19 protein-coding genes are annotated in these 20,706 nt (G+C 73.9%); 10 read left to right on the top strand and 9 right to left on the bottom strand.

Translation table 11 applies throughout. The features are described from left to right. The first annotated feature begins 11 nt into the window (after positions 1-11). A complete protein-coding gene (locus BM051_RS13055) occupies positions 12-1,340 on the top strand; it encodes an alginate O-acetyltransferase AlgX-related protein (protein WP_243859402.1) in 1,329 nt (442 codons plus the stop codon). A gap of 226 nt (positions 1,341-1,566) precedes the next feature. Then, positions 1,567-2,769 carry an SHOCT domain-containing protein gene (locus tag BM051_RS13050; RefSeq protein ID WP_092530320.1) on the top strand — a complete coding sequence of 401 codons (1,203 nt, stop codon included), beginning with the start codon at positions 1,567-1,569 and terminating at the stop codon, positions 2,767-2,769. A gap of 199 nt (positions 2,770-2,968) precedes the next feature. On the opposite strand, the gene BM051_RS13045 is transcribed toward BM051_RS13050, so the two are convergent. The 7 genes from BM051_RS13045 to BM051_RS13015 form a co-directional block, all read right to left on the bottom strand. Further along, entirely contained in the window at positions 2,969-4,084 is a 1,116-nt protein-coding gene (locus tag BM051_RS13045; protein WP_243859403.1) for a sensor histidine kinase, read from the bottom strand. 58 nt (positions 4,085-4,142) lie between these two features. After that, positions 4,143-5,087, bottom strand: a complete 945-nt coding sequence (locus BM051_RS13040) for a hypothetical protein (protein ID WP_092530319.1) — start codon at positions 5,085-5,087, stop codon at positions 4,143-4,145. Then, positions 5,084-6,142, bottom strand: a complete 1,059-nt coding sequence (locus tag BM051_RS13035) for a threonine/serine dehydratase (protein ID WP_092530318.1) — start codon at positions 6,140-6,142, stop codon at positions 5,084-5,086. Before BM051_RS13035 ends, BM051_RS13040 begins: the two co-directional genes overlap by 4 nt. Further along, entirely contained in the window at positions 6,139-6,624 is a 486-nt protein-coding gene (locus BM051_RS13030) for a RidA family protein (protein ID WP_092530421.1), read from the bottom strand. The genes BM051_RS13035 and BM051_RS13030 overlap by 4 nt, the downstream gene beginning before the upstream one ends. 23 nt (positions 6,625-6,647) lie before the next feature. After that, on the bottom strand, positions 6,648-6,950 hold the full coding sequence (locus BM051_RS13025; protein WP_092530317.1) for an ArsR/SmtB family transcription factor: 303 nt from the start codon (positions 6,948-6,950) through the stop codon (positions 6,648-6,650). 20 nt (positions 6,951-6,970) lie between these two features. Beyond that, positions 6,971-7,141, bottom strand: a complete 171-nt coding sequence (locus BM051_RS13020) for a hypothetical protein (RefSeq protein WP_243859405.1) — start codon at positions 7,139-7,141, stop codon at positions 6,971-6,973. Between the two features lie 709 nt (positions 7,142-7,850). Next, positions 7,851-9,971 carry a molybdopterin-dependent oxidoreductase gene (locus tag BM051_RS13015; RefSeq protein WP_092530316.1) on the bottom strand — a complete coding sequence of 707 codons (2,121 nt, stop codon included), beginning with the start codon at positions 9,969-9,971 and terminating at the stop codon, positions 7,851-7,853. Positions 9,972-10,118: 147 nt separating this feature from the next. Here BM051_RS13015 and BM051_RS13010 point away from each other — a divergent pair, with 147 nt between their 5' ends. From BM051_RS13010 to BM051_RS13000, 3 genes are all read left to right on the top strand, one after another. After that, on the top strand, positions 10,119-10,655 hold the full coding sequence (locus BM051_RS13010; RefSeq protein WP_092530420.1) for an RNA polymerase sigma factor: 537 nt from the start codon (positions 10,119-10,121) through the stop codon (positions 10,653-10,655). Then, positions 10,652-11,536, top strand: coding sequence for a VOC family protein (locus tag BM051_RS13005; RefSeq protein WP_092530315.1), 885 nt, complete (start codon positions 10,652-10,654; stop codon positions 11,534-11,536). The genes BM051_RS13010 and BM051_RS13005 overlap by 4 nt, the downstream gene beginning before the upstream one ends. Positions 11,537-11,624: 88 nt before the next feature. Beyond that, the gene (locus BM051_RS13000) at positions 11,625-11,978 is read left to right on the top strand and encodes an ester cyclase (RefSeq protein ID WP_092530314.1); all 354 of its coding nucleotides are present in this window, start codon (positions 11,625-11,627) and stop codon (positions 11,976-11,978) included. A gap of 32 nt (positions 11,979-12,010) precedes the next feature. Here the strand turns inward: BM051_RS13000 and BM051_RS12995 are convergent, their stop codons facing one another. Next, positions 12,011-12,769, bottom strand: coding sequence for an SDR family NAD(P)-dependent oxidoreductase (locus BM051_RS12995; RefSeq protein WP_092530313.1), 759 nt, complete (start codon positions 12,767-12,769; stop codon positions 12,011-12,013). A 189-nt stretch (positions 12,770-12,958) separates the two neighbouring features. On the opposite strand from BM051_RS12995, the gene BM051_RS12990 reads away from it, so the two are divergent. Together BM051_RS12990 and BM051_RS12985 are read left to right on the top strand one after the other, a co-directional pair. Beyond that, positions 12,959-14,260 (top strand): UDP-glucose dehydrogenase family protein, encoded by a 1,302-nt coding sequence (locus BM051_RS12990; protein ID WP_092530312.1) that lies wholly within the window; start codon positions 12,959-12,961, stop codon positions 14,258-14,260. Positions 14,261-14,339: 79 nt separating this feature from the next. Further along, positions 14,340-16,112, top strand: a complete 1,773-nt coding sequence (locus BM051_RS12985; protein WP_092530311.1) for a gamma-glutamyltransferase family protein — start codon at positions 14,340-14,342, stop codon at positions 16,110-16,112. Positions 16,113-17,409: 1,297 nt separating this feature from the next. Here BM051_RS12985 and BM051_RS12975 read toward each other — a convergent pair. Further along, positions 17,410-19,047 carry a TM0106 family RecB-like putative nuclease gene (locus tag BM051_RS12975; RefSeq protein ID WP_092530309.1) on the bottom strand — a complete coding sequence of 546 codons (1,638 nt, stop codon included), beginning with the start codon at positions 19,045-19,047 and terminating at the stop codon, positions 17,410-17,412. Between the two features lie 115 nt (positions 19,048-19,162). Here BM051_RS12975 and BM051_RS12970 point away from each other — a divergent pair, with 115 nt between their 5' ends. The 3 genes from BM051_RS12970 (at position 19,163) to BM051_RS12960 (ending at position 20,654) form a co-directional block, all read left to right on the top strand. Continuing rightward, positions 19,163-19,642: a DUF6474 family protein gene (locus BM051_RS12970; protein WP_092530308.1), complete on the top strand. Its 480-nt coding sequence runs from the start codon at positions 19,163-19,165 to the stop codon at positions 19,640-19,642. A 69-nt stretch (positions 19,643-19,711) separates the two neighbouring features. After that, positions 19,712-20,041: a hypothetical protein gene (locus BM051_RS12965; RefSeq protein WP_134046045.1), complete on the top strand. Its 330-nt coding sequence runs from the start codon at positions 19,712-19,714 to the stop codon at positions 20,039-20,041. A 130-nt stretch (positions 20,042-20,171) separates the two neighbouring features. Further along, positions 20,172-20,654 (top strand): hypothetical protein, encoded by a 483-nt coding sequence (locus BM051_RS12960; protein WP_177216928.1) that lies wholly within the window; start codon positions 20,172-20,174, stop codon positions 20,652-20,654. The last annotated feature ends 52 nt before the right edge of the window (positions 20,655-20,706 follow it).

Below are 20,706 nucleotides of genomic sequence, written 5' to 3'. Positions count from 1 at the left end.
GGTTGAGCCGTGTGACAGCCCCGCCGCCCCTCTCGCCGCCACCCGGCGGTCGCCTACCGGCCACCCCGGAGGCCTGGCTGCCACGTGAGCACACCCTCTACCGCCCGCGGCACAGCAGGCGCCAGCGCACGGCGCTCGTGTGCGCGTTCGTCTTCTTCCTGACGCCCACGCTGGCCTTCGTGTTCGGCGCGCGGCCGCAGGCCTTCGAGAACCGCGCGTTGCGGGACTTCCCTTCACCGGCGGCGGGCTGGGGCTTCTTCACCGAGCTCTCCGGCTGGGCCACCGACCACCTCACGCTCCGGAGGGCCGGCGTGCAGGCCGCCGAGGGGATCAGCACCGCGCTGTTCGGCGACCCCCCTGGCAGTGCGCACCCCGCGCCGAGTGGCCCCGCGGGCGTCAACACCGGACCACCGCCGCAGGACGCGGACGGACCCACGGGTGAGGAGCGCAGGGCCGCCTACCCGGTGGTGATCTCCGGCAAGGACGGTTGGCTGTACCTCGGCCAGGACGTCAGCTACAAGTGCCGGCCGGTCCAGGACCTCGACCAGGTGATCGGCGTCCTGCAGCGGCTCCGCGCCGTCGTGGAGTCCTCCGGCCGCCGGTTCGAACTGGTCGTCGCCCCGGACAAGTCGACCGCCGCACCGCAGTTCCTCCCCGACGACTTCGCGGGCAAGACGTGCGCACGGCGGCAGTCGGACCGCTTCTGGCAGCGAATGACCACCGAGGTCGGCATCGTCGACGTGCGTGCCGGCCTGCAGGAGGCCGCGCGCCGGGTGAACCGCCCGATCTACGACGCCGTCGACACCCACTGGTCCTACGAAGGTGGGCTGGTGATGACCCGCGCCCTCGCCGAGCGGCTGCGTCCCGGCGTGACCAGCACCTGGAAGGTGTCACCCACCGGGCAGCGCTCCTGGCCGGCCGACATCCCGCCACTGGTCGGTCGGTCCGCGACTCGCGATCTGACCGGGTACGCGCTGGCCCCGGACGGAAGGCAGGACCGGACCAGCTATGTGGCCAGCGACTTCCGGATGCCGCTGTCCCTCGAGCAGTCCCGCCCCGCGGGAACCACCGGCACGGTCGGCGCCAGTGTCGGCATGATCGCCGACTCCTTCTCCCAGTTCGCTACCCCGTTCCTGGCCGCCACGTTCCAGGACCTGACGATCGTGCATCCGGAGACCGTCGCCGACGACCCCGCCGGCAGCGCGGCCGAGCTCCTGCGCGACCGTGACGTCGTCGTGGTCGAACTGGCCGAACGCCACCTCGTGGGTGGTGCCAGCCCGCTACTGCGCACCGAGGTCATCGACCAGATCGGCCGTGTTCTCGCCACTCACCCTCGGTGACGAGGTTCGGACGTCGAAGGGTCACCGCCGCACGCGGCCGAACCGGGACCCGGTAGGTTACAAGTAGGTAGTGGCCTACGACGTCTGACCGGCAGCCGTGCACAATGTGCGGGGTCCGACGGCGGGTTCGGCGGGTGGGGTGGTCAGCCGACCCCGAGCGCCGGAATCTCGTTCGTTGTCGGTTCGACACCACTGGGTCGGAGACTGTCCCGAAGGGGGTGCCAGGGTGGCCTGGCAGGAGGAGCTGCGGAAGCTGGACGAGGATCTCGCGTCCGGCAATCTGAGCGCGGACGAGTACCGCGCCCGCCGAGATCAGATCCTGTCCTCCGCCGTGGCGTCGGGCGGGCAGCAGGATCAGCCGCAGTCGTCCGGCCAGGCGGAGTCGACGCAGATCATCTCCCCGGTGAATCAGCAGTCCCAACAGCCGCAGCAGCCGCAACAGCCGCAGGGCCCGTCGGCGGAGGCCACCCAGTTCGTTCGCAACGACCCCGGCGCGGAACGGACCCAGGTCGTCCAGGGGTGGCAGGCTCACCAGTCTCCGGCGTCGTCACCGCCCCACGGGTTCCAGCAACCGCAGGCCTCACCACCACACGGGTTCCAGCAGCCACCGCAGGCGCAGCAACCGTGGAACGCACCCCACGAGGACGTCTCGCCGCCGTGGGGCGGCTCCGACCTGCCGCCCATCTCCTCCTCGTCGGTCTCCGAGTGGCCGCAGCAGGGCCCGGAGTCATTCACCGCCGAGCCGCCGTCCGGCAAGGGCAAGAAGGTGCTCCTCACGGTGCTGGCCGTTGTACTCGTCGCCGGCATCGGGGTGGCGGTCTGGGCGCTGTTCATCCGTAACGGCTCCGAGGACCAGTTGCCGCCGGTGACGCAGCCGACCAGCGAGCCGACCCAGCAGGCACCGACCCAGCAACCGCTGCCGGAGCCACCCGCGGCGAAGCCGGAACCGGCGGACAACGCGTCCGCGCTGGTCGACCCGCCCGGTTCGATCCGGGCCGGTGGCGGCACGTTCCAGATGGACCGGCTGGCGGACAGCAAGCTGTTGCCCGAGCCCGTGGTCCGCGCCCTCGAGGAGGGCGGCATGACCGAAGGCCTGCTGAAGCCGACCTCGCAGGACGGCACGACGATCGGCCTCTTCGCCCTCCAGGTGCGTGACGAGAGCGCGGCGAGGGCGGTGGCCCGCGAGTACGCCACGGTCCAGCAGCAGGGTGGCATTCCGGCCAACCGTGACCTGTCGATGCAGGGCGTGCCGGTGTTCAGCAATGCCGCCAGTGCTTCGACCAGCGTGTTCCGCGCGGTCTACGTGCTGTACGACCGGGTGATCATCGTCGAGTGCTACGGGCCGGATCGGCCGACCGTGCAGCAGACGTTCGTGGGATTGCTCAGCAACCAGGTGGAGTACGCGCCGCCGAGTGTCCGCACGTCCTGAGCCCATCCGTCGAACGGGTGAGATCGGGCGTGTCGGGGCACCGGGTGCGGGGTGGGACGTCTTCCGGGCGGAGCATCGAGCCCGGGAAGGAGGCGTCATGCTCCTGGAGATCGCCCTCGTGGGTGTTGTCGGCATCGTGTTCGTGGTGCGGTTGGCGATGAACCTCCGGCACCGCTGACCGCCCGCCGTGGGGCGGCGCTCAGGACGTCGCCCGGTCCAGTGGCAGCACGGCGCGCACCTGGAAGCCGCCCTCGTCGGTGACCCCGGCCTCGACGCCGCCGCCCAGCGCCTCCGCGCGCTCCCGCATCCCGCGCAGCCCGTTACCGATCCGCGGCGGCGACGCGCCCATCCCGTCGTCGCGCACCACCAGCTCGAACCGGCCGCCCGGCCGGCGGAAGTGCACGTCCACGACGCTCGGCGAGTTCGCGTGCCGCACCACGTTCGTCAGCGACTCCTGCAGGATCCGGTACGCCGCGCCGTCGACCGCCCTCGGCAGCTGGCCGGGCCGGCCGTGCACCCGCACGTCCAGCCCGGCGGACTGGGCGTGGTCGAACAGCTCCCCCATCTGCGCCAACCCCGGCAACACCGCCGCACCGGCACCCGAGCGCAGCACCGCCAGCGTCGACCGCAGGTCGCTCAGCGCCACGGCGCTGGCCGCCTTGATGTTCCGCAGCGCCTCCTTGGTTTGCTCCGGCTGCCGGTCGGCCACGTGCGCCGCCATCCCGGCCTGCACGTTGATCATCGCCAGGTTGTGCGACACCACGTCGTGCACCTCGCGCGCGATCCGCAGCCGCTCCTCCTCGGCCAGCCGGCGGGTGTGCTCGGCCTCCCGCTCCCGCGCGGCGCGGGCGGCCGCCTCGCGGGCCCGCAGCGCGGCGCCGATCGCCAGCACCGCCGCCGCGGCGGCGACGGCCACCGCCAGGAACGCGTCCGGCACCCAGTCGCCCCGGTGCACACCGTCGACGAGGTACAGCGCGAGCAGCAGCACGCCCGCGGCGATCGTCCCGACCACCGGCCCGCGCACCCTGCCGAGCAGGAACAACGCGAACCCGGGCAGCGCGATCACCGGCCCCTCGGGGTACGGCGTCCAGTGGTAGGCCAGCGCGACCGCCGCGCTCGCCGCGAACGCCGGCACCGGGAACCGCCGGGCGAACGGCAGCGGCAGGGCGGCCGCGACGAGCCAGCCGTATCCCGGCAGGTCGAGCGGCCGCGCTGCGGGCTGGCCCCGCGCGGCCACGGTGGTGCCGACCAGCACGAACGCGGCCAGCGCCACCACGCCGACCAGGTCCGTCACGTGCCGTCGAGCCGCGAACACGCCGAACAAGCTACTCCGCGCGGCTACCGGGCGGATCCGTTCCCGAGCGGCTCTTTGGTTACGCCGCCGGCCGGACGACCGCGCCCACCGGCCCCGCGGCGGTGCCCGCGCGGCGGGAGACGACCCGCAGCACCGCGACACCGAGCAGGATCCCGCCGAGGCACCGGGCGCCCTGGACGACCAGGTGGGCCGCCGTGGGTCCGCGGAACACCTCGGCCATGGCCGTGGTCGTGACCAGGCTCCAGAACCCCCAGGCGAACATCGCGGCCTCGCCGGTCCAGCCCGCGGCGAGTGCCCAGCGCGACCCGGTCCGCCCACGCGCCGCGGCGAGCAGGCCGGCGACGGCGGCCAGGGCGAGCAGGCCGTCGACCGCGTTCACCGCGTGCTGGCCGAGCCCGCGCGGGACGTCGACCCCGACCGGCACGCCGAGCGCCCACGCCAGGTGGGTGACCGCGGCGACCACCCCGAGCACGGCCGCGACCGCGCCGGTCCCGCCGAGCGGCACGGCCCCGAGTCGGGTGGAGAACAGCGCCGCCCAGCGCACCCTGGCGTACAGCGCGAAGGCCGTGAGCAGGGTGACGCCCTGCCACGCGAAGCTGGCGTAGACCAGCGGGGTCACCCACGGTTCCAGCGCGGGGCCGGTGGTCTCCTCGGTCGGGAGCGCGAAGTCGACGCCGATCAGCGGGCCGGCCAGCGCGATCGGCGCCAGGAAGCCGGTACCCACCCAGATCGGGAAGACCAGCGGCCAGGCCGGTGCCCGGCCCCGCCGGTCATGGGTGAACGTCAGTGCGAGCAGGATCGCGACGAGGTCCATGCCGCCGGTGAACGCGTTGGCCGCGTACATCATCGGACCGTCGACGAGGTCGGGGTCGGCCAGCCCGAGCGGGTGGCCGGTCAGCCAGGCGAGCTTGAGGGTCAGGTACGGCAGAGTGCCGAGGATCGCGGCGTAGCCGACGGCGACCCGGAGCGGGCCGGGCCGGTCGGATCGGGGTTGCTGGGTCATGGGTCCAGCGTCGCCGGCGGGCGTGGCCGGCGACTCCCGCTCGGGTCCGGTTCGCCTCCCTCCGGAGAGGGAGCCCGGTCAGGACGTCGAGGGGCGACGCCGGGGGCCGTGTTGGCTCCGCTGACGACGACGGCCACGCGCTCGCCGGGCTCGGGCCGGTAGGCGCCGCCGAGCAGGGCGGCGACCCCGACCGCGGCGGCGGGCTCGGCGACCAGCCGGGCGGCGGCCCACAGCGCGTGCTGCGCCTCCCGGATGGCCGGATCGTCGACCAGCACGACGCCACTCACGTGGGCCTGGGTGATGGGGAACACCAGCTCACCGATCCGGCGCGGGGCCAGCGCGTCGGCCGCGACGCTGCCGGTGGGGGCGTCGGTCGGCGCGCCGTGCGCCCGTGCGGTGGCGAGGGTGGGCGCGCCGGTGGGCTCGACGCCGACCACCCGGACCGAGCCGGCGAAGGATGTGGCGATCCCACCGATCAGCCCGCCGCCGCCGACCGGGACCAGCACGGTGTCCAGCTCGGGCACCTGCTCGGCCAGCTCGAGCCCGACGCTGCCCTGGCCGAGTAGCGTCTCCCGCTGGTCGAACGCGTGCACGCCCAGCGCCCCGGACTCGGCCGTCCAGGCCTGCGCGGCGGCCAGCGCGTCGGCGTAGCGGTCCCCGCCCACGACCAGGTGCGCCCCGAGCGCGCGGATCCGTTCGATCTTGGCGGGGGCGGAGATGGTGGGCACGTAGATCCGCGCGGGCACCCCGAGCCGGTGGGCGGCGTAGGCGACGGCCACGCCATGGTTGCCGCCGGAGGCCGCGACCACGCCGGCCGGCGGCACGTCGCGGAGCAGGAGGTTCGCGAAGGCGCCGCGCACCTTGAACGAGCCGGCGCGCTGTAGCTGCTCCAGCTTGAGCGCCAACCGGAAATCCGCGGTGATCCCCAGGTCGGTCGGGTCGAGCGCCAGCACCGGGGTGCGCCGCACGTGCGGGCGGATCACCTCGGCGGTGCGCCGGACGTCCTCCGGGGTGGGCAGGTCGGCCCGGACGGCATCGGGTGCGTCCGCGCTCACCTGTTCGATCCGGTTTCCTCGAGCACCGCGGTGGCGTCGACCTCGATCGGCGTGTTCTGCGGGAGTACCGCCACGCCGACGGCGGCGCGGGCGTGTTCCCCGGCCGGGCCCAGCACGTCGAGCAGCAGCCGGGAGGCGCCGTCGGCGACCCGCGGCTGCTCGGTGAACGCCGGGTCGGAGGCTACGAAGACGGTGATCTTGACCAGCCGGGCCACCGCGTCCAGCGAGCCGGCGGCGGCGTGCAGCTGGGCGAGCACGTTCAGCGCGCATGCCCTGGCCGCTTCCTGTCCGGTGGCGAGGTCGACCTCCGCGCCGAGACGCCCGGTGGCGACCAGCCCGCCGTCCCTGGTGGCGATCTGGCCCGAGACGTACACGGTGGCGCCGGCGCGGACGTAGGGCTGGAACGCGGCGACCGCCGCGGGCGGCTCGGGCAGGGTCAGGCCGAGCCGGGCGAGCCGTTCCTCGGTGGGGGAGGTGGTCATGTCGTTCTCCTGTGCGATCGGGTTCACCATGCACCGCCGAGCAGCCGCTTCGCCTCGGCGATGCGTTCCTCGTCGCGCTGGTAGAACACCCACTGCTTGATCTTCTTGCCGCGAACGAGCCCGGCCCGGCTGAGCACCTTCAGGTGCTCGCCGCAAGTGGGTTGGCTCACTCCGAGCTTCTCGGCGATGAACAGCGAGCACACCCCGTCCCGGACCAGGTCGCCGTCGCGCTGCGGCGGGAAGTGCGCCACGGGGTCGCGGAGCCACTCCAGCACGAGCAGCCGCTTCTCGTTGGCGAGTGCCCTGAGCAGGTCAGCGTCCAGCACGAAGGAATTATGGCAAATAGCTAATCGCCTGTGTAGAGTTCCTGCGCCGCGCGGGCGAGGCGAAGGATGCCGGCCCGGGTCCTCGCCTCGCCCAGTTCCGGTAGGACGGCCGCCAGGTGTTCGGCCGCCAGCGCGGCGAGCAGGGCGTGCGCGGTGTGCTCGGGGTCGGGGGTGCCGTCGAGCAGGAGCACCAGGTGGCGGTGCCAGAACCGGTAGGCCCGATGCGGTACCGCGCGCCCGGCGAGGCGGTCTCGGACATCCGGACCAGCGGCAGGTGCTCCAGAGCGGGCCGAACGGCAAACCCGACCAGCCGAGAAGCGAACCCGCTGGTCGGCAAGGCCTGCGTGTCCCGGCGATCGCGTGTGTCGCACGCACCGGCAACCCGACCACTAGTTGTCCACATCGCTCCCAGCTGTCCACAGATTTCGCGCGAACCCCCTCGGCCCTCCGACCGCCGATAAACTGGACACGGGGACGGCCCCCAGTAGGGGTGGGTGGGTCGTACTTGGCGGGCGTTGATGGGCGAAATGCCCGAATTGGCCCCTCGGTTGCTCCGGATTGGTCCGGTTTTCGCGGAGCGCTCCACAGCCGTCGCCGTCCTCGGTGATCTTCCAGCCATCGTCGCCGGTGATCTTCCAGCCGCGTCCTCGTGACCTTCCGTGGCCGTCGTCCTCGGTCACTCGGGTCGATGACGTCGGCCTCATCGGCCGCTGGCTCCTCACCGGTTCCTGGCCGGTGACCGGTTCGCCCGGGCCCTTCTCGATCGTGCTGAGCTCCCGCGCTCCTCGAAGGGGCTCGACCGCGACCCTGCCCCCAGGGGTCGGCCTGCTTGCCGATTGTCCAAGCCATCTCGGGCGACGGCCTCGCATTCCGCCGGTGTCCACGAATTCGACGCCCGAGTCAGGGAGCCAGGCGTACGCGCAGGCCGGAGAGGGCGGCCGTGCCGGTCAACTCGTCGACGAAGCCCTCGTCGGTCACGTCGTTCACGCTGACCCCAGCGTGCTCGGCGGCCACCCGCAGCCGCGTGCCGCGCCGGTGGTGGCCCCAGCCGTGCGGCAGGCTCACCACGCCGGGCATGATCGCGTCGGTGACCTCCACCGGCACCCGGATCGACCCGGTCGCCGAGGACAGCGTCGCCGGCTGGCCGTCGGCCACCCCGTGCCGCCGGGCGTCGTCGGGGTGCACCAGTAGCGTGCACCGCGGCTTCCCCTTCACCAGCCGCTCGCTGTTGTGCAGCCACGAGTTGTTGCTGCGCAGCTGCCGCCGGCCGATCAGCACCAGCTCGTCCCGCCGCGGCGCGCGGTCGAGCAGCCGGCGCAGCCGCGGCAGGTCGTCGAGGTAGACCCGCGGCGCGAGGTCGACCGTCCTGTCCCTCGTCGCCAACCGCCCCGGCAGCCGCCGCTCCAACGGTCCGAGGTCGACGCCGTGCGGCTCCCGCTTCAGCCGGCCCAGCGACAACCCCTTCCGCAGCCTGCGCAGCCCGTACGGCCCAGTGCGCAACCCGATCTCCAGCATCGCCTCGGGCCCGACTCCGCCGAGGAACCGCGCCGGCGCGCCACCACCGAGGACGCGGGTGGCCAGCTCCAGCACGATCTCCCAGTCGTGCCGTTGCTCCCGCCCGCGCGGGAACACCGCCGGGGAGTACTTCGCGACGTTGCGCACCGCGTAGTTCGTCAGCGCGAGCTCGTAGTGGGACCGCTCCAGCGGGCCGGTCGGCGGCAGGATCACGTCGGCGTGCCGGGTCGTCTCGTTGAGGTAGGGGTCGATGGCGACCATGAAGTCCAGCTCGGTGAGCGCCCGCTCCAGCCGGGTCCCGTTGGGCGCGGAGAGCACCGGGTTGCCGGCCGAGGTGATCAACGCGCGCACCTGCCCCTCCCCCGGTGTCTCGATCTCCTCGGCGAGCACCGCCACCGGCAGCTCACCGCCGAACTCCGGCAGCCCGCGCGCCCGGCTCCGGTACGCACCGAAGCTCCCGGCGTGCCCGGCCCTGGCGGCGAGCGGGAGGGTGTCGATCGCCGGGGTGGTGAACATGGCGCCGCCGGGCTCGTCGAGGTGCCCGGTGAGCGCGTTCACCACCACGACCAGCCACGCGGACAGCCCACCGAACTCCTGCGTGCACACCCCGACCCGGCCGTACACCGCGGCCCGTTCGGTGCGGGCCAGCCGCCGGGCGAGCTCGGTCACCCGCTCGGCGGCGACACCGGTGACCGGTGCCGTGCGCTCCGGCGGGTAGTCGGCGGCCGCCGCGCGCAGGGTGTCCAGCCCGCGCAGGTGCGGCGTGAGCCGGCCCGGCGCCACCAGCCCCTCGGCGAACAGCACCTGGACCAGTGACAGCAACAGCAGCGCGTCGGTGCCGGGCCGGATGAACAGGTGCTCGCCGGCGAGCGCCGCGGTCTCGGTGCGCCGCGGGTCCACCAGCACGACCTCGCCGCCGCGGGCGCGGATGGCCTTGAGCCGGGCCCGCACGTTCGGCGCGGTCATGATGCTGCCGTTGGACACCGCCGGGTTGCCGCCGAGGCAGACCAGCAGGTCGGTGCGGTCGATGTCGGGCACCGGCATGAGCAGCTGGTGCCCGAAGAGCTGCAGCGCCGCGAGCATGTGCGGTAGCTGGTCGACCGACGTGGCCGAGTAGAGGTTGCGGGTGCCGAGGCCGCGGAAGAACGCCTGGCCGTAGGTCACCAGGCCGAGGTTGTGCGCGCTCGGGTTGCCCTGGTACACGGCCAGCGCGTGCTTGCCGTACCGGGTCCGCACGTCCCTGATCCGCCGGGCCACCAGGTCGAACGCCTCGTCCCAGCCCGCCGCGCGCCACTCCAGACCGTGCCGGACCAGCGGGGTGCGCAGCCGGTCGGGGTCGTGGTGCAGGTCGGCGAGGGCCGTGGCCTTCGGGCAGATGTAGCCACGGGAGAAGGGGTCCCGCTCGTCACCCCGGATGTCGACGACCCGGTTGGCGTCCACCGTCACCGCGATGCCGCAGGTCGCCTCGCAGAGCGTGCAGCTGTGGTAGTGCGTGGTGGTGGTCACCCTTCTGACCGTAGGGCACCTTGTTGACAGGGCGCCAGTGGAAGGAAGTTGGCGCGGCACCCGTCGGAGAACCCCCACCCCGAACGACGATGGGGATGTGCACGACGGTGATGCGACACGGCCGCGGCCGGCCGGCGGGTGAGCCGGGTGGGCGAGCCACGGGTGGAGCGGGACCCGGAGTTCGCGCTGCTGGAGATCTACGAGGCGGCGCTGCCCGAGGTCTACGGCTACCTGCTGTCCCGATGCGGGAACCGATCCCTGGCCGAGGAGCTGACCTCGGAGACGTTCCTCGGCGCCGTCGGCGCGGCCCGCAAGCCCGGCGCGGGTCCGGTGACCGTGCCGTGGCTGATCGGTGTCGCCCGGCACAAGCTGGCCGACCACTGGCGGCGCCGGGAGCGGGAGGAACGCGGGCTGAAGCTGGTGCACGACGCCGCCCCGGAGGCGGTCGACCCGTGGGAGGCCGAGCTCGACGCGTTGCGCGCCCGCCAGGTGCTCGCCCAGCTGGGGCCGCACCACCGGGCCGCACTCACCCTGCGCTACGTCGACGGGCTCCCCGTGCCCGAGGTCGCCGAGCACCTCGGCCGCACCGTGCACGCCACGGAGGCGCTGCTGGTGCGGGCCCGCGCGGCGTTCCGGGCCGCCTACGAGGACACCCACGCCGGCGAGGAGGGAGGGCCGCGATGACCGATCCGCTGGAAGCCCTCCGCCGGCCGCATCACCCGATCGAACCGGATCCGGAGTTCGCCGCGACGCTCCGCGAGCGGCTGCGGCGCGAGATCCTGACGAAAGGTGGAGCCGACATGACCACGACCGAGGCGCCCGCGCGCGCCGAGTACCACTCGCTCGTCCCGTATCTCGCGGTGCCCGACGCCCACCGGGCGATCGAGTTCTACGAGGAGGTGTTCGGGGCCACCCGCCGCGGTGACCCGGTGGTGATGCCGGACGGCCGGATCGGCCACGCCGAGCTGGCCATCGGTGACGCCGTGCTGATGCTGGCCGAGGAGTTCCCGGAGATCGAGCACGTGGCGGCCACCGCCGGCGGCGCGTCCATCCGGGTGGAGGTGTCCGACGTCGACACCGCGGTCGAGCGGGCCGCCGCCCGGGGCGGGCGCGTGGTGGTGTCGCCGCGCGACGAGGGACACGGCCGGCAGGCCAACATCACCGACCCGTTCGGGCAGCGCTGGCTGGTCGCGCAGGCCCCACGCCACTCGTCCGCCGGCCACCCGACGCCCCAGCACGGCGAGGCCGCGTACTTCACCTTCACCGTTCCCGACGACGAGACGGCCAAGGCGTTCTACGGCGCCGTCCTGGGCTGGCGGTTCTCCCCGGGGACCGTGCCGCGGGCCTGGTCCGCGGCGGGCACCGGCCTGCCGGACGCCGGCGTGTGGGGCGGCCAGGACTACCGCGGCTGGAAGCTGATGTACGCGGTGGACGACCTGGACGCCGCCGTCGAGCGGGTACGCGAGCACGGCGGCCGGGTGCGCGAGGTGAAGCGGGAGCCGTACGGCCGCACCGCGGACTGTGTCGACGACCAGGGAGTGGAGTTCTGGCTGTGGCAGACGTGAGCGAGCTCGCGAGCGAACCGTTCGACGCAGGACCGTTCGACACAACAGCCCGGCGAACGCCGCAGACGAGTGCCAACGAGGAGGGGACGTGAAGTACGAGAACTGGCTGCACGGGTTGTGGAACACCGACCCGGCCGAGCTGGAACGGCTCGCGCCCGACGTGGTGTCGGCCGACTTCATCGGTCACTGGCCGGGCCGGACGGTGCACGGGCCGGCCGAGCTGGCCGAGGTGATCCGGCAGGGCCGCGCGATGGTCGACGACATGCGGTTCGAGATCGTCGTGGGCCCGGTGGCGCAGGGTGACCTGGTGGCCGCGCGGTGGGTCGGCCGGGGCCGCTACGAGGGTCGGCCGGTCGAGTTCCACGGCCACGACCTGCTCAGGGTGGCCGGTGACCGGTTCGTCGAGTACTGGGTGATCGCCGAGGACCCCACCGCCGGCTGAGCGCTTCCCATGCATGGCGTTGGTCGGTGCGGTCAGCGGGGGGCCATGCGCAGCGCGCCGTCGAGCCGGATGACCTCGCCGTTGAGGTAGTCGTGCTCGACGATGTCCACGGCGAGCTGGGCGTACTCGTCCGGCCGGCCGAGGCGCTGCGGGAACGGGACGCCGGCGGCCAACCCGGCGCGGAACTCCTCGGTGACGCCGGCCAGCATCGGGGTGTCGATGATCCCGGGCGCGATGGTCATCACCCGGATGCCGTGCCGGGCGAGGTCCCGCGCGGCGGGCAGGGTCATGCCGACCACGCCGCCCTTGGACGCGGCGTAGGCGATCTGCCCGATCTGGCCGTCGAACGCGGCCACCGAGGCGGTGTTGATCACGACGCCGCGCTGGTCGTCGGTGAGCGGGTCGGTCTTGGCGATGGCGTCGGCGGCCAGCCGCATGACGTTGAAGGTGCCGAGCGTGTTCACCTCGAGCACCTTGCGGAACAGCTCGAGGTCGTGCGGGCCGTTCTTGGACAGGATCCGCCCAGCCCAGCCGACGCCCGCGCAGTTCACCACGATCCGCAGCGGCACGCCGGCGCCGGCTGCCTGCTCCACCGCGGCCCTGACCTGCTCCTCGCTGGTCACGTCCGCCTCGACGTAGGTCACGCCGTCGACCTGCTCCGCCTTCTCGATCGACGCGGCGAGGTCGAGCGCGAAGACCTTGCCGCCCTTGGCCGCCAGTGCCTTGACGGTGGCACCACCGAGACCGGACGCACCTCCGGTGACGACCGCCGCGGTGTCCTGGATCTGCATGTTTCTGCGGCTCCTTCCTCGAACTGGGGCCGGAATGGGGCCATCCGGTTTGGGCACAGGTTAACGCCCGTTCGCATGCGCGCGACGGGTGTGCCTCGTCACCCGTCGTGCGCACCCGTTGTTCCTGAGTACGCGGTGGTGTTTCGTCCCGTTCGCGCGGTGGTCAACTGTGGCTGCGACGGTCACCGCATGGGCACAGCGCGGATCGCGGTGGTGGGCACGGGCTACGTCGGACTGACCACGGGCGCCTGCCTCGCCGCCCTCGGCCACCGGGTGACCTGTGTGGACGTGGACGAGGTCAAGGTCGCGCGGCTGTCCGCCGGCAGGGTGGACATCCTGGAGCCGGGGCTGCCCGAGCTGGTGGTCGAGGGGCTCGCCGCCGGCCGGCTGTCGTTCGTCGTCGGCGCCAGGGCGGCGGTGGCCAACGCCGAGGGCGTGTTCCTGTGCGTGCCGACGCCGATGGGCGCGGGCGGCGGGGCCGACCTGCGCGCGGTGGAGGCGGTGGTGGCCGAGGTCGGGGACGCCCTGCCGGCCGGGTGTGCGGTGATCACCAAGTCGACCGTGCCGGTGGGCACCGCCGAGCGCATCGCCGGGCTACTCGACCGGGACGACGTCGCGGTGGTGGCGAACCCGGAGTTCCTCCGCGAGGGCAGCGCGGTGGCCGACTTCCTCGGGCCGGACCGGATCGTCGTCGGCTCGGCCGACCCCGCGGCCGCGCGGTGGGTGGCCGGGCTGTACCGGGACCTTGGCGCGCCGACCGTGCTGACCGACGCGGCGAGCGCGGAGCTGGTGAAGTACGCGGCGAACTGCTTCCTCGCGATGAAGCTGTCCTATGTGAACGCCGTCGCCGAGCTGTGCGAGCGGCTGGGCGCCGACGTCGCCGCGGTGACCGAGGGGATGGGCCACGACCGGCGGATCGGTCGGACGTTCCTGGCGCCGGGGCCGGGTTGGGGCGGGTCGTGCCTGCCGAAGGACACCAGCGCGCTGCTGCGGATCGCCGAGTCCGTGGGGTTCGACTTCGGCCTGCTGAGCGCGACCGTGGCGGAGAACATCGCACAGCGCGACCGGGTGATTGCCAAGATCGCCGCGGCGGCCGGCGGCTCGCTGGCCGGCACGCGGATCGGGCTGCTCGGGCTGGCGTTCAAGGCGGGCACCAACGACCTGCGCGACTCGCCCGCGCTGTCGGTGGCGTCGGTACTGTGCGCGCACGGCGCCGTGGTCACCGCTCACGACCCCGCGGTCGCCGAGCCGCTGCCCGGGATGGCCGTGGTCGGCGATCCCTACCGGGTGGCCGAGCGGGCCGACGTCGTCGTGGTGCTCACCGAGTGGCCGGAGTTCGCCGCGCTGGACTGGGCGGCGATGGCGGCGCGGATGGCCGGCGACACGGTGGTGGACACCCGGAACCTGCTCGACCCGGACACGGTGCTCGCGGCGGGACTGAGCTGGACGGGTGTTGGGCGGCCCCGGCAGCGGCGCCTGGCCACGGCATGACCGGGTGGGACCTCGGGAGTTCGGTACTCCCGAAGTCTGTTAGTTGAGCGAACGAAACAAAAGGCCGTACCCTTGCCGCGTGTTCACGACGAGACCGGAGCTCATCGGCACGCACGGGATGGTGGCGTCCACGCACTGGCTGGCGTCGGCGGCCGGGATGGCCGTGCTCGAGACCGGGGGCAACGCGTTCGACGCGGCCGTGGCGGCGGGGTTCGTCCTGCAGGTCGCCGAGCCGCACCTGAACGGACCGGCCGGCCAGGTCCCGGCGATCTTCGTGACGGCGGCCGACCACACGCCGCGGGTGCTGTGCGGGCAGGGCGTGGCGCCGGCGGCCGCGACCGCGGAGCGCTTCGCCGACCTCAATCTCGACCTGATCCCGGGCAGCGGCCTGCTGTCGGCGACCGTGCCCGGCGCATGGGACGCCTGGCTGCTCCTGTTGCGGGACCACGGCACCAAGCGGCTGCGGGACGTGCTCGGCTACGCGATCTCGTACGCGTGGCAGGGCGTGCCGGTGGTGCCGCGGATGACGGCGACGATCGAGTCGGTGGCGGACCTGTTCGCCCGGCACTGGCCGACGTCGGCGGAACTGTGGTTGCCCGGCGGCGAGCCGCCCGAGCCGGGGTCGCCGCACCGGAACCGGGCGCTGGCCCGTACCTGGCAGCGGCTGCTCGCGGAGGCCGAGACGGTGTCCGGTCGGGAGGAGCAGATCGACGCGGCGCGGCGGGCGTGGTCGCACGGGTTCGTCGCGGAGGCGATCGACGGCTTCGCCCGGCAGGCGTTCCGGGACGACTCCGGGCGCGACCACGCCGGGTTGCTCACCGGGCAGGACCTGGCGGAATGGTCGGCAGGCTACGAGGACGCGGTGATCACCGATCTCGGCGGGTGGAGCCTGGCGAAGTGCGGGGCGTGGACGCAGGGGCCGGTGCTGGCCCAGCAGTTGCTGATGCTGCGCGGCTTCGCCGACGAGATGTCCTATGTGGATGGTGTGCCGACGGCGCGGACGGTGCACCTGGCGGTCGAGTGCGCGAAGCTGGCCTTCGCCGACCGGGAAGCGTGGTACGGCGACGTGGACGTGCCGCTGGACCTGTTGCTGTCCGAGGAGTACGCCGAGCGGCGGCGCGCGCTGGTGGGGGCCGAGGCGAGCGCGGAGTTGCGGCCGGGTGGGCCGGACCCGCGGTTGCCGCGGGTGCTGGAGCGGACGCGGGGCACGGAGCCGGTGTCGGGGGCGCTCGGGGAGCCGACGGTCGGTCGGGCCGGGGAGACCCGCGGTGACACCGTGCACATCGATGTCGTGGACGCCCAGGGGAACATGATCTCGGCGACGCCGTCCGGTGGGTGGTTGCAGTCCAGCCCGACGATCCCCGAGCTGGGGTTCTGCCTGGACTCGCGGGCGCAGATGTTCTGGCTGGAGCAGGGGTTGCCGAACTCGCTGGCGCCGGGGAAGCGGCCGCGGATCACGCTGTCGCCGTCGATGGCGCTGCGCGACGGCGAGCCCAGGATCGCGTTCGGCACGCCCGGCGGGGACCAGCAGGACCAGTGGCAGGTGTGCTTCTGGTTGGCGCACGTGCTCGGCGGGCTGAACCTGCAGGGCGCGATCGATTCGCCGGCGTGGCACACCACGGCGTTCCCGAGCTCGTTCTACCCGCGGTCCTGGTTGCCGCGGCAGGTGGTGGTCGAGTCCCGCCTCGGCGCGACGGCGATCGCCGAGCTGCGCGAGCGCGGGCACGACGTGGTGGACGCCGGGCCGTGGGCACTGGGACGGCTGTCGGCGGTGTCCCGCGACCCGGCCACCGGCCTCCTCCGCGCCGCGGCCAACGCGCGCGGCATGCAGGGCTACGCCGTGGGCCGCTGAGACGGCTCGGTCCGCGAGACCTGCCCCGGAGTCGCGGATCGCCCTGTCACAGGGTGGGACCGGTCAGGTTTGGGGTGCCCGCGAGCACGGTCAACGGCCCGTCCTGGCCGGGACTGGGCCCGTTGGGCACACCGAGCACCACCCGAGACAGAGCTCGCCTTGGGGCTTCTTCCCCCGTCCCTTTCGCCCGTGCCGACCCCGCACAGGCTGGGGGCCTGGGCGGCCCGTGGAGCGCCAGGCAGCACCCCGGAACAGGGCCCGCCGTGAGGTCCTTCCCTCCCGACCGTGTCGCCCCGTGCCCGGTCCCGGTGCGAGCGGGGGCCTGGCCGGGTGGAGCGCCAGGCATCCCTTGTGGAGCTGGGGGCCCGGGCCGGGTGGAACGCCAGGCATCCCCCGTGGAGCTGGGGCCGGGCCGGGTGGAGCGGCAGGCCCACCCGAGGCGTGGCGTGGCCTTGGTTTGCCCCCGTCCCCTTCGTCCGTGCCGGTCCTGTGCGGGGTGGGACTCGGGTCCAGGGTGAGCGAAGCGAATCGCGCAGCGACGCCGAAGGCGCCCTGGGCCCGAGCCCCACCCCGTCAGACACTGCCGGCTCTCAGAAGGGGACGCGGGACGGTGCACCCCGCCCAGCCGCGGGGAGGATGCGGCCCCGCCCACCCCGGGGTCGCCGAGCCGCTCCAGCATATCGCCGCCAGGGAGGTGGGGACGGGGTGCGCGAAATCTGTGGATCACTACCGGGGGATGGGGACAACCCGACAGGTGCACGGCGGCGGGTGCCGCGCCGCCGGGCGCGCCACGCGGGCCCGCGGGCCCGCGGGCCCGCAGGGGGTGCATCCCGTGTCGGGGTTGCCGGGTCGCGGGTGGTGGGTCCCCACCCCGAAGCCCTGATTGTGTTGACGGTCGTCGGCACCGTGTCAAGGCGGGAAAGCGTGCCTTGACACGGCACCGCCGACCGCACAGCGGCTTCGGATCGGGGTGGGGAGGGGGAATGGCTGCAGCCTGCAACCCGTGGTGAGGCGCGCCCCGACCCGGAGTCGGGACAGCGGGTGCCCCCGCGCTTAGTGAGGCGTGCCCGACCCGGCGTGGAACGGCTGGAGCCTTGCCGCGAGGAGGCGCCGCGTCGCATTGAGCTCCCCAGGCAGCAGCCTCGCGTCCTGGCCGAGACCTCGACAGAACACGAGGACCACGATGGCCTTCGGTACCGCACAGATACCCAAGGTCATCTTCGGCTCCCACCCGGCACCCGCGCCCCCAAACGTCGAACTCATTCCTCGGGCGCGGTGGGGACGAGCCGTCCCCACCTCAGAGGTCGGCCATGAACGGGGCCTCGGACATGGCCGGGCCGCTCATCCAGGTCCGCAGGGCGCGAGTGGCCCGCACGTCGTCCTCGTTGTAGCGCAGCAGGCGCTCGCGCTGCCCCGGGTCGGGTATCCCGCCGTCCATGCCCACCGCGGCCCGGTACCAGCGCATCGAGGCCTCCCCACCCGCCTCGGGGTCGCGCCACCGGAAACCGGCCACCGGGGCCACCACCTTGAGCCCCTTGCCCTGGGCGCACAGGAACTGGTCGGAGACGCACTGGAACAGGTCCACCCACGCCTCCGACTCCACGAACTCCGTCACCTCGGCCCGGCCTGGCACGCCCGGCATCCCGGCGAACCGCTCCACCGAGCCGAACAGCCAGCGGTTCTCCGCCAGCGCGTTGTAGCAGTACGCGCGGAACGTCAACCCCACCGCGGCGGCCCGCGCCCGCACCTCCCGCAGCCACGCCCAGAACTCGGCGAACGACCGCGCCTCGTCGGGGGTCGGCAGCGGCTCCCAGGTCGCGAACGCCCGGTACCCCCGCGGCATCCCGATGTCCACCCCGCTGAGCAGGCACCCCCACAGGTACGCACCCGCGTCGCCGAAGCTCTCCATGTCGATGTCCACCTCGACGTCGGCGCGTGGCACCACCACCTCCGGCACCCTGCGCACCACCGCCAGGTCCGCCAGCCACGCCCTGGCCAACGCCACCGCGTCGGCGAACGGCCCGCCCGTCCACGGCACCGGCGGCTCGGTCTCCGAGCCGAGCGCGGCCAGCGCGTCCACCGTCGCGATCCCGGCCTTGCGCAGCTCCGCCGCGTCCTCGCCGCGGACCACCAGGCTCACGTCGCGGGCCCGCATCAGCTCCGCCTCGCAGGTCGACCACCACGGGCACCGCCGGCACTCCAGCACCCGGGACGGCTCGGCCAGCGGCGCCGCCCGCCCCGCGGCCGCCCGCGCCACCGCGAGCCGGTCGGCGAACCGCGTGTCGTACTCCTCCAGCGCCGTCCGCCCGCCCGGCCACGTCGGCGCCGTCAGGTCGTGCCAGAGCACCACGTCGGCGTCCAACCCGATCACCCCACCCAGCGCCCGGCCCGGCTCGGCGTGCCCCGCCGCCTCCAGCAGCCGCCGAACGTGCGCCAGCCGCAGCTGGTCCCGCGGCTGGGAGCGCACCTTCCGCTCCGGGTCGACGGCCGCGTTGCCGGGGTCCAGATCGGTCAGCGCGGTGGTGATCGCGCCCTCGCCCCGGTCGGTGATTCGGTGCCGCACCACCAGCACCGGCAGGTAGCCCGCGCCGGTGTGCACCAGCAGCTCCACCCCACCGCGCCGGCCGGCCGCCCGGTCCGCGGGCAGTGTCGCGCCCCACACGAACGGCACGCCCTCGGCCAGTGCACGCTCGGTGAGCCACACCCAATCCGTCGCCGGCAGCTCCGCGGGCACGGTCACCCAGCGTCCCGGGTTGGCGGCCCGAAGCCGGTCGGCGATCGCCGCCCGGTGTGCCGCCGCGTCGGCGATCCGCTGCTCGATCGTCGGGTCCGGCGGCGGCAGCTCGACCTTTCGCATCGCCGGGTCGTGCTCGAGATGCACCCGACGCCGGCAGCGCGTCACGACACCGGCGTCCAGCAGCACCTCCGACAGCACTTCCGAGCTCACGTCCTCACTCTACGAGTCGGGTACGACACCGACGTGCTCGCCAGTGGCGCGACCAGTAAGTTCGTCCCCGACACGCACCGCTGGCACACGGAGGTGGACACGGATGGCGCGCAAGGCCGCTGGGCAGCCCCGGGAGAAGCGGACCCCGGAGAAGCGGGCCCGCAGCGCCCTGCGGGTGGCCAAGGTGCTCGGGCCCGCGGTGATCCCCGTGGTGGCCCCGCTCGCGGTGCACGCCGCGGCCGCCGCGCGGGAGACGTACGACCGCTTCCAGGCCCGCCGGCTGGGCGTCGACGTCGACCGGCTGCCCGAGTTCAGCGGCCACGGCGCGGCGCTGCACGCGCGGATCGCCGGGCTCGCCGACGGCCTCGACGAGCTGGCCGCGGCCCCGCGGGCGACGGCCGGTGACACCGAGTTCGCCGGCGCGGCCAGGGAGCGGCTGGCGCCGCTGGCCGCGTCGGTGCGGGCCGCCGAGCGGATGCCGGCCATCCGGCGCAAGGCCGCGCACCGAGCGGTGGCCGCCGAGCTGGACCGGCTCGAGTCCGAGCTGCTGCGCCACCTCGGGGTGAACCCGAACGGCGGTTGAGCGGTGGGCTAAGCCACTTCTACCGTTTCCCCCGAGTGACCAGGAGGTCACCAACCGGGGAGGAACCCCATGTCGTCCACTGTGCGGCCCCGCGCGCGCACCCGCGCCGCGGCGGCCGTGGCCGTCACGACCACCGCCCTGCTCACCACGGGCATGGCCGACGCCGGCGGCACCGCGAACGGTGTCTTCCGCTTCGACCAGCGCTTCGAACTGGTGAACCCGCGGCTGAACCACTGCCACGGCCTGCCACCCATCCCGTCCTACGCGGCCCGGATCGAGAACCGGACCGACGCCAGGGCCTGGCTCTACCCCGAGCCGGGCTGCGCGGGGAGCGTGGTCGTCATGCCGCCGGACAGCACCGCGTTCGGTCCGGCCAGGTCCGTGCGGTTCACCCGCTGACGACCCCGCCCGCCCACCGGCGGTGGCTCCCGCAACCCGGCGGTCGTGGTGGGACGCGCGGGTCCCATACCCTTGCCTGGTGAGCAGACCCGTCGAGTGGCACCGCCCCTCACGCCGCGTGCGTGGCACGCTGCTCGCCGGCGCCGCGGCCGTGCTCGCGGTCACGGCACACGCGGCCGCCGATGGTGGCCTGCCGAACCTCTCGCTCACCCTGCTGCTCACCGCGCTGATCGGGTGGACGGCGACCGCGCTGGCCGACCAGGCCCGCGGCGCGCCGGGCATCCTCGCCGTGCTCGGCTGCGCGCAGCTGCTGATGCACCTCGTGCTCACCGAGCTGGCCAACCACCACACCGGCACGAGTGGTGGTCCCGGCATGCTCGCCTCGCACGCGGGTGCCACCCTGCTCACCGCGCTCTTGCTGGCCCGCGCCGAGGCACTGCTGCTCGTCGTGGCGGCGAGCGCGCGCCGGTTGCTGCCGGTGGCGTGGCACCCGGCGCCCGTCCCGGCCGGCCCGGTGCCCCGCCCGGTTCCGGTGCCCACCGGCGAGACCCCGGTGGTGTCGGTGGTGCTGCGGCGGGTGTGCGGCCGGCGTGGGCCCCCGCGGCGCTCCTGAACCGCGTTTCCCCGCCGGCGGCGAGCCCGCCGGCTCCCCCTTCACGTTCAGG

This window comes from Amycolatopsis arida (genome assembly GCF_900115565.1).
Classification (GTDB): domain Bacteria; phylum Actinomycetota; class Actinomycetes; order Mycobacteriales; family Pseudonocardiaceae; genus Yuhushiella; species Yuhushiella arida.
Note: the sequence above shows the minus strand (reverse complement) of the source record. Positions and strands in the feature narration are given on the sequence as shown.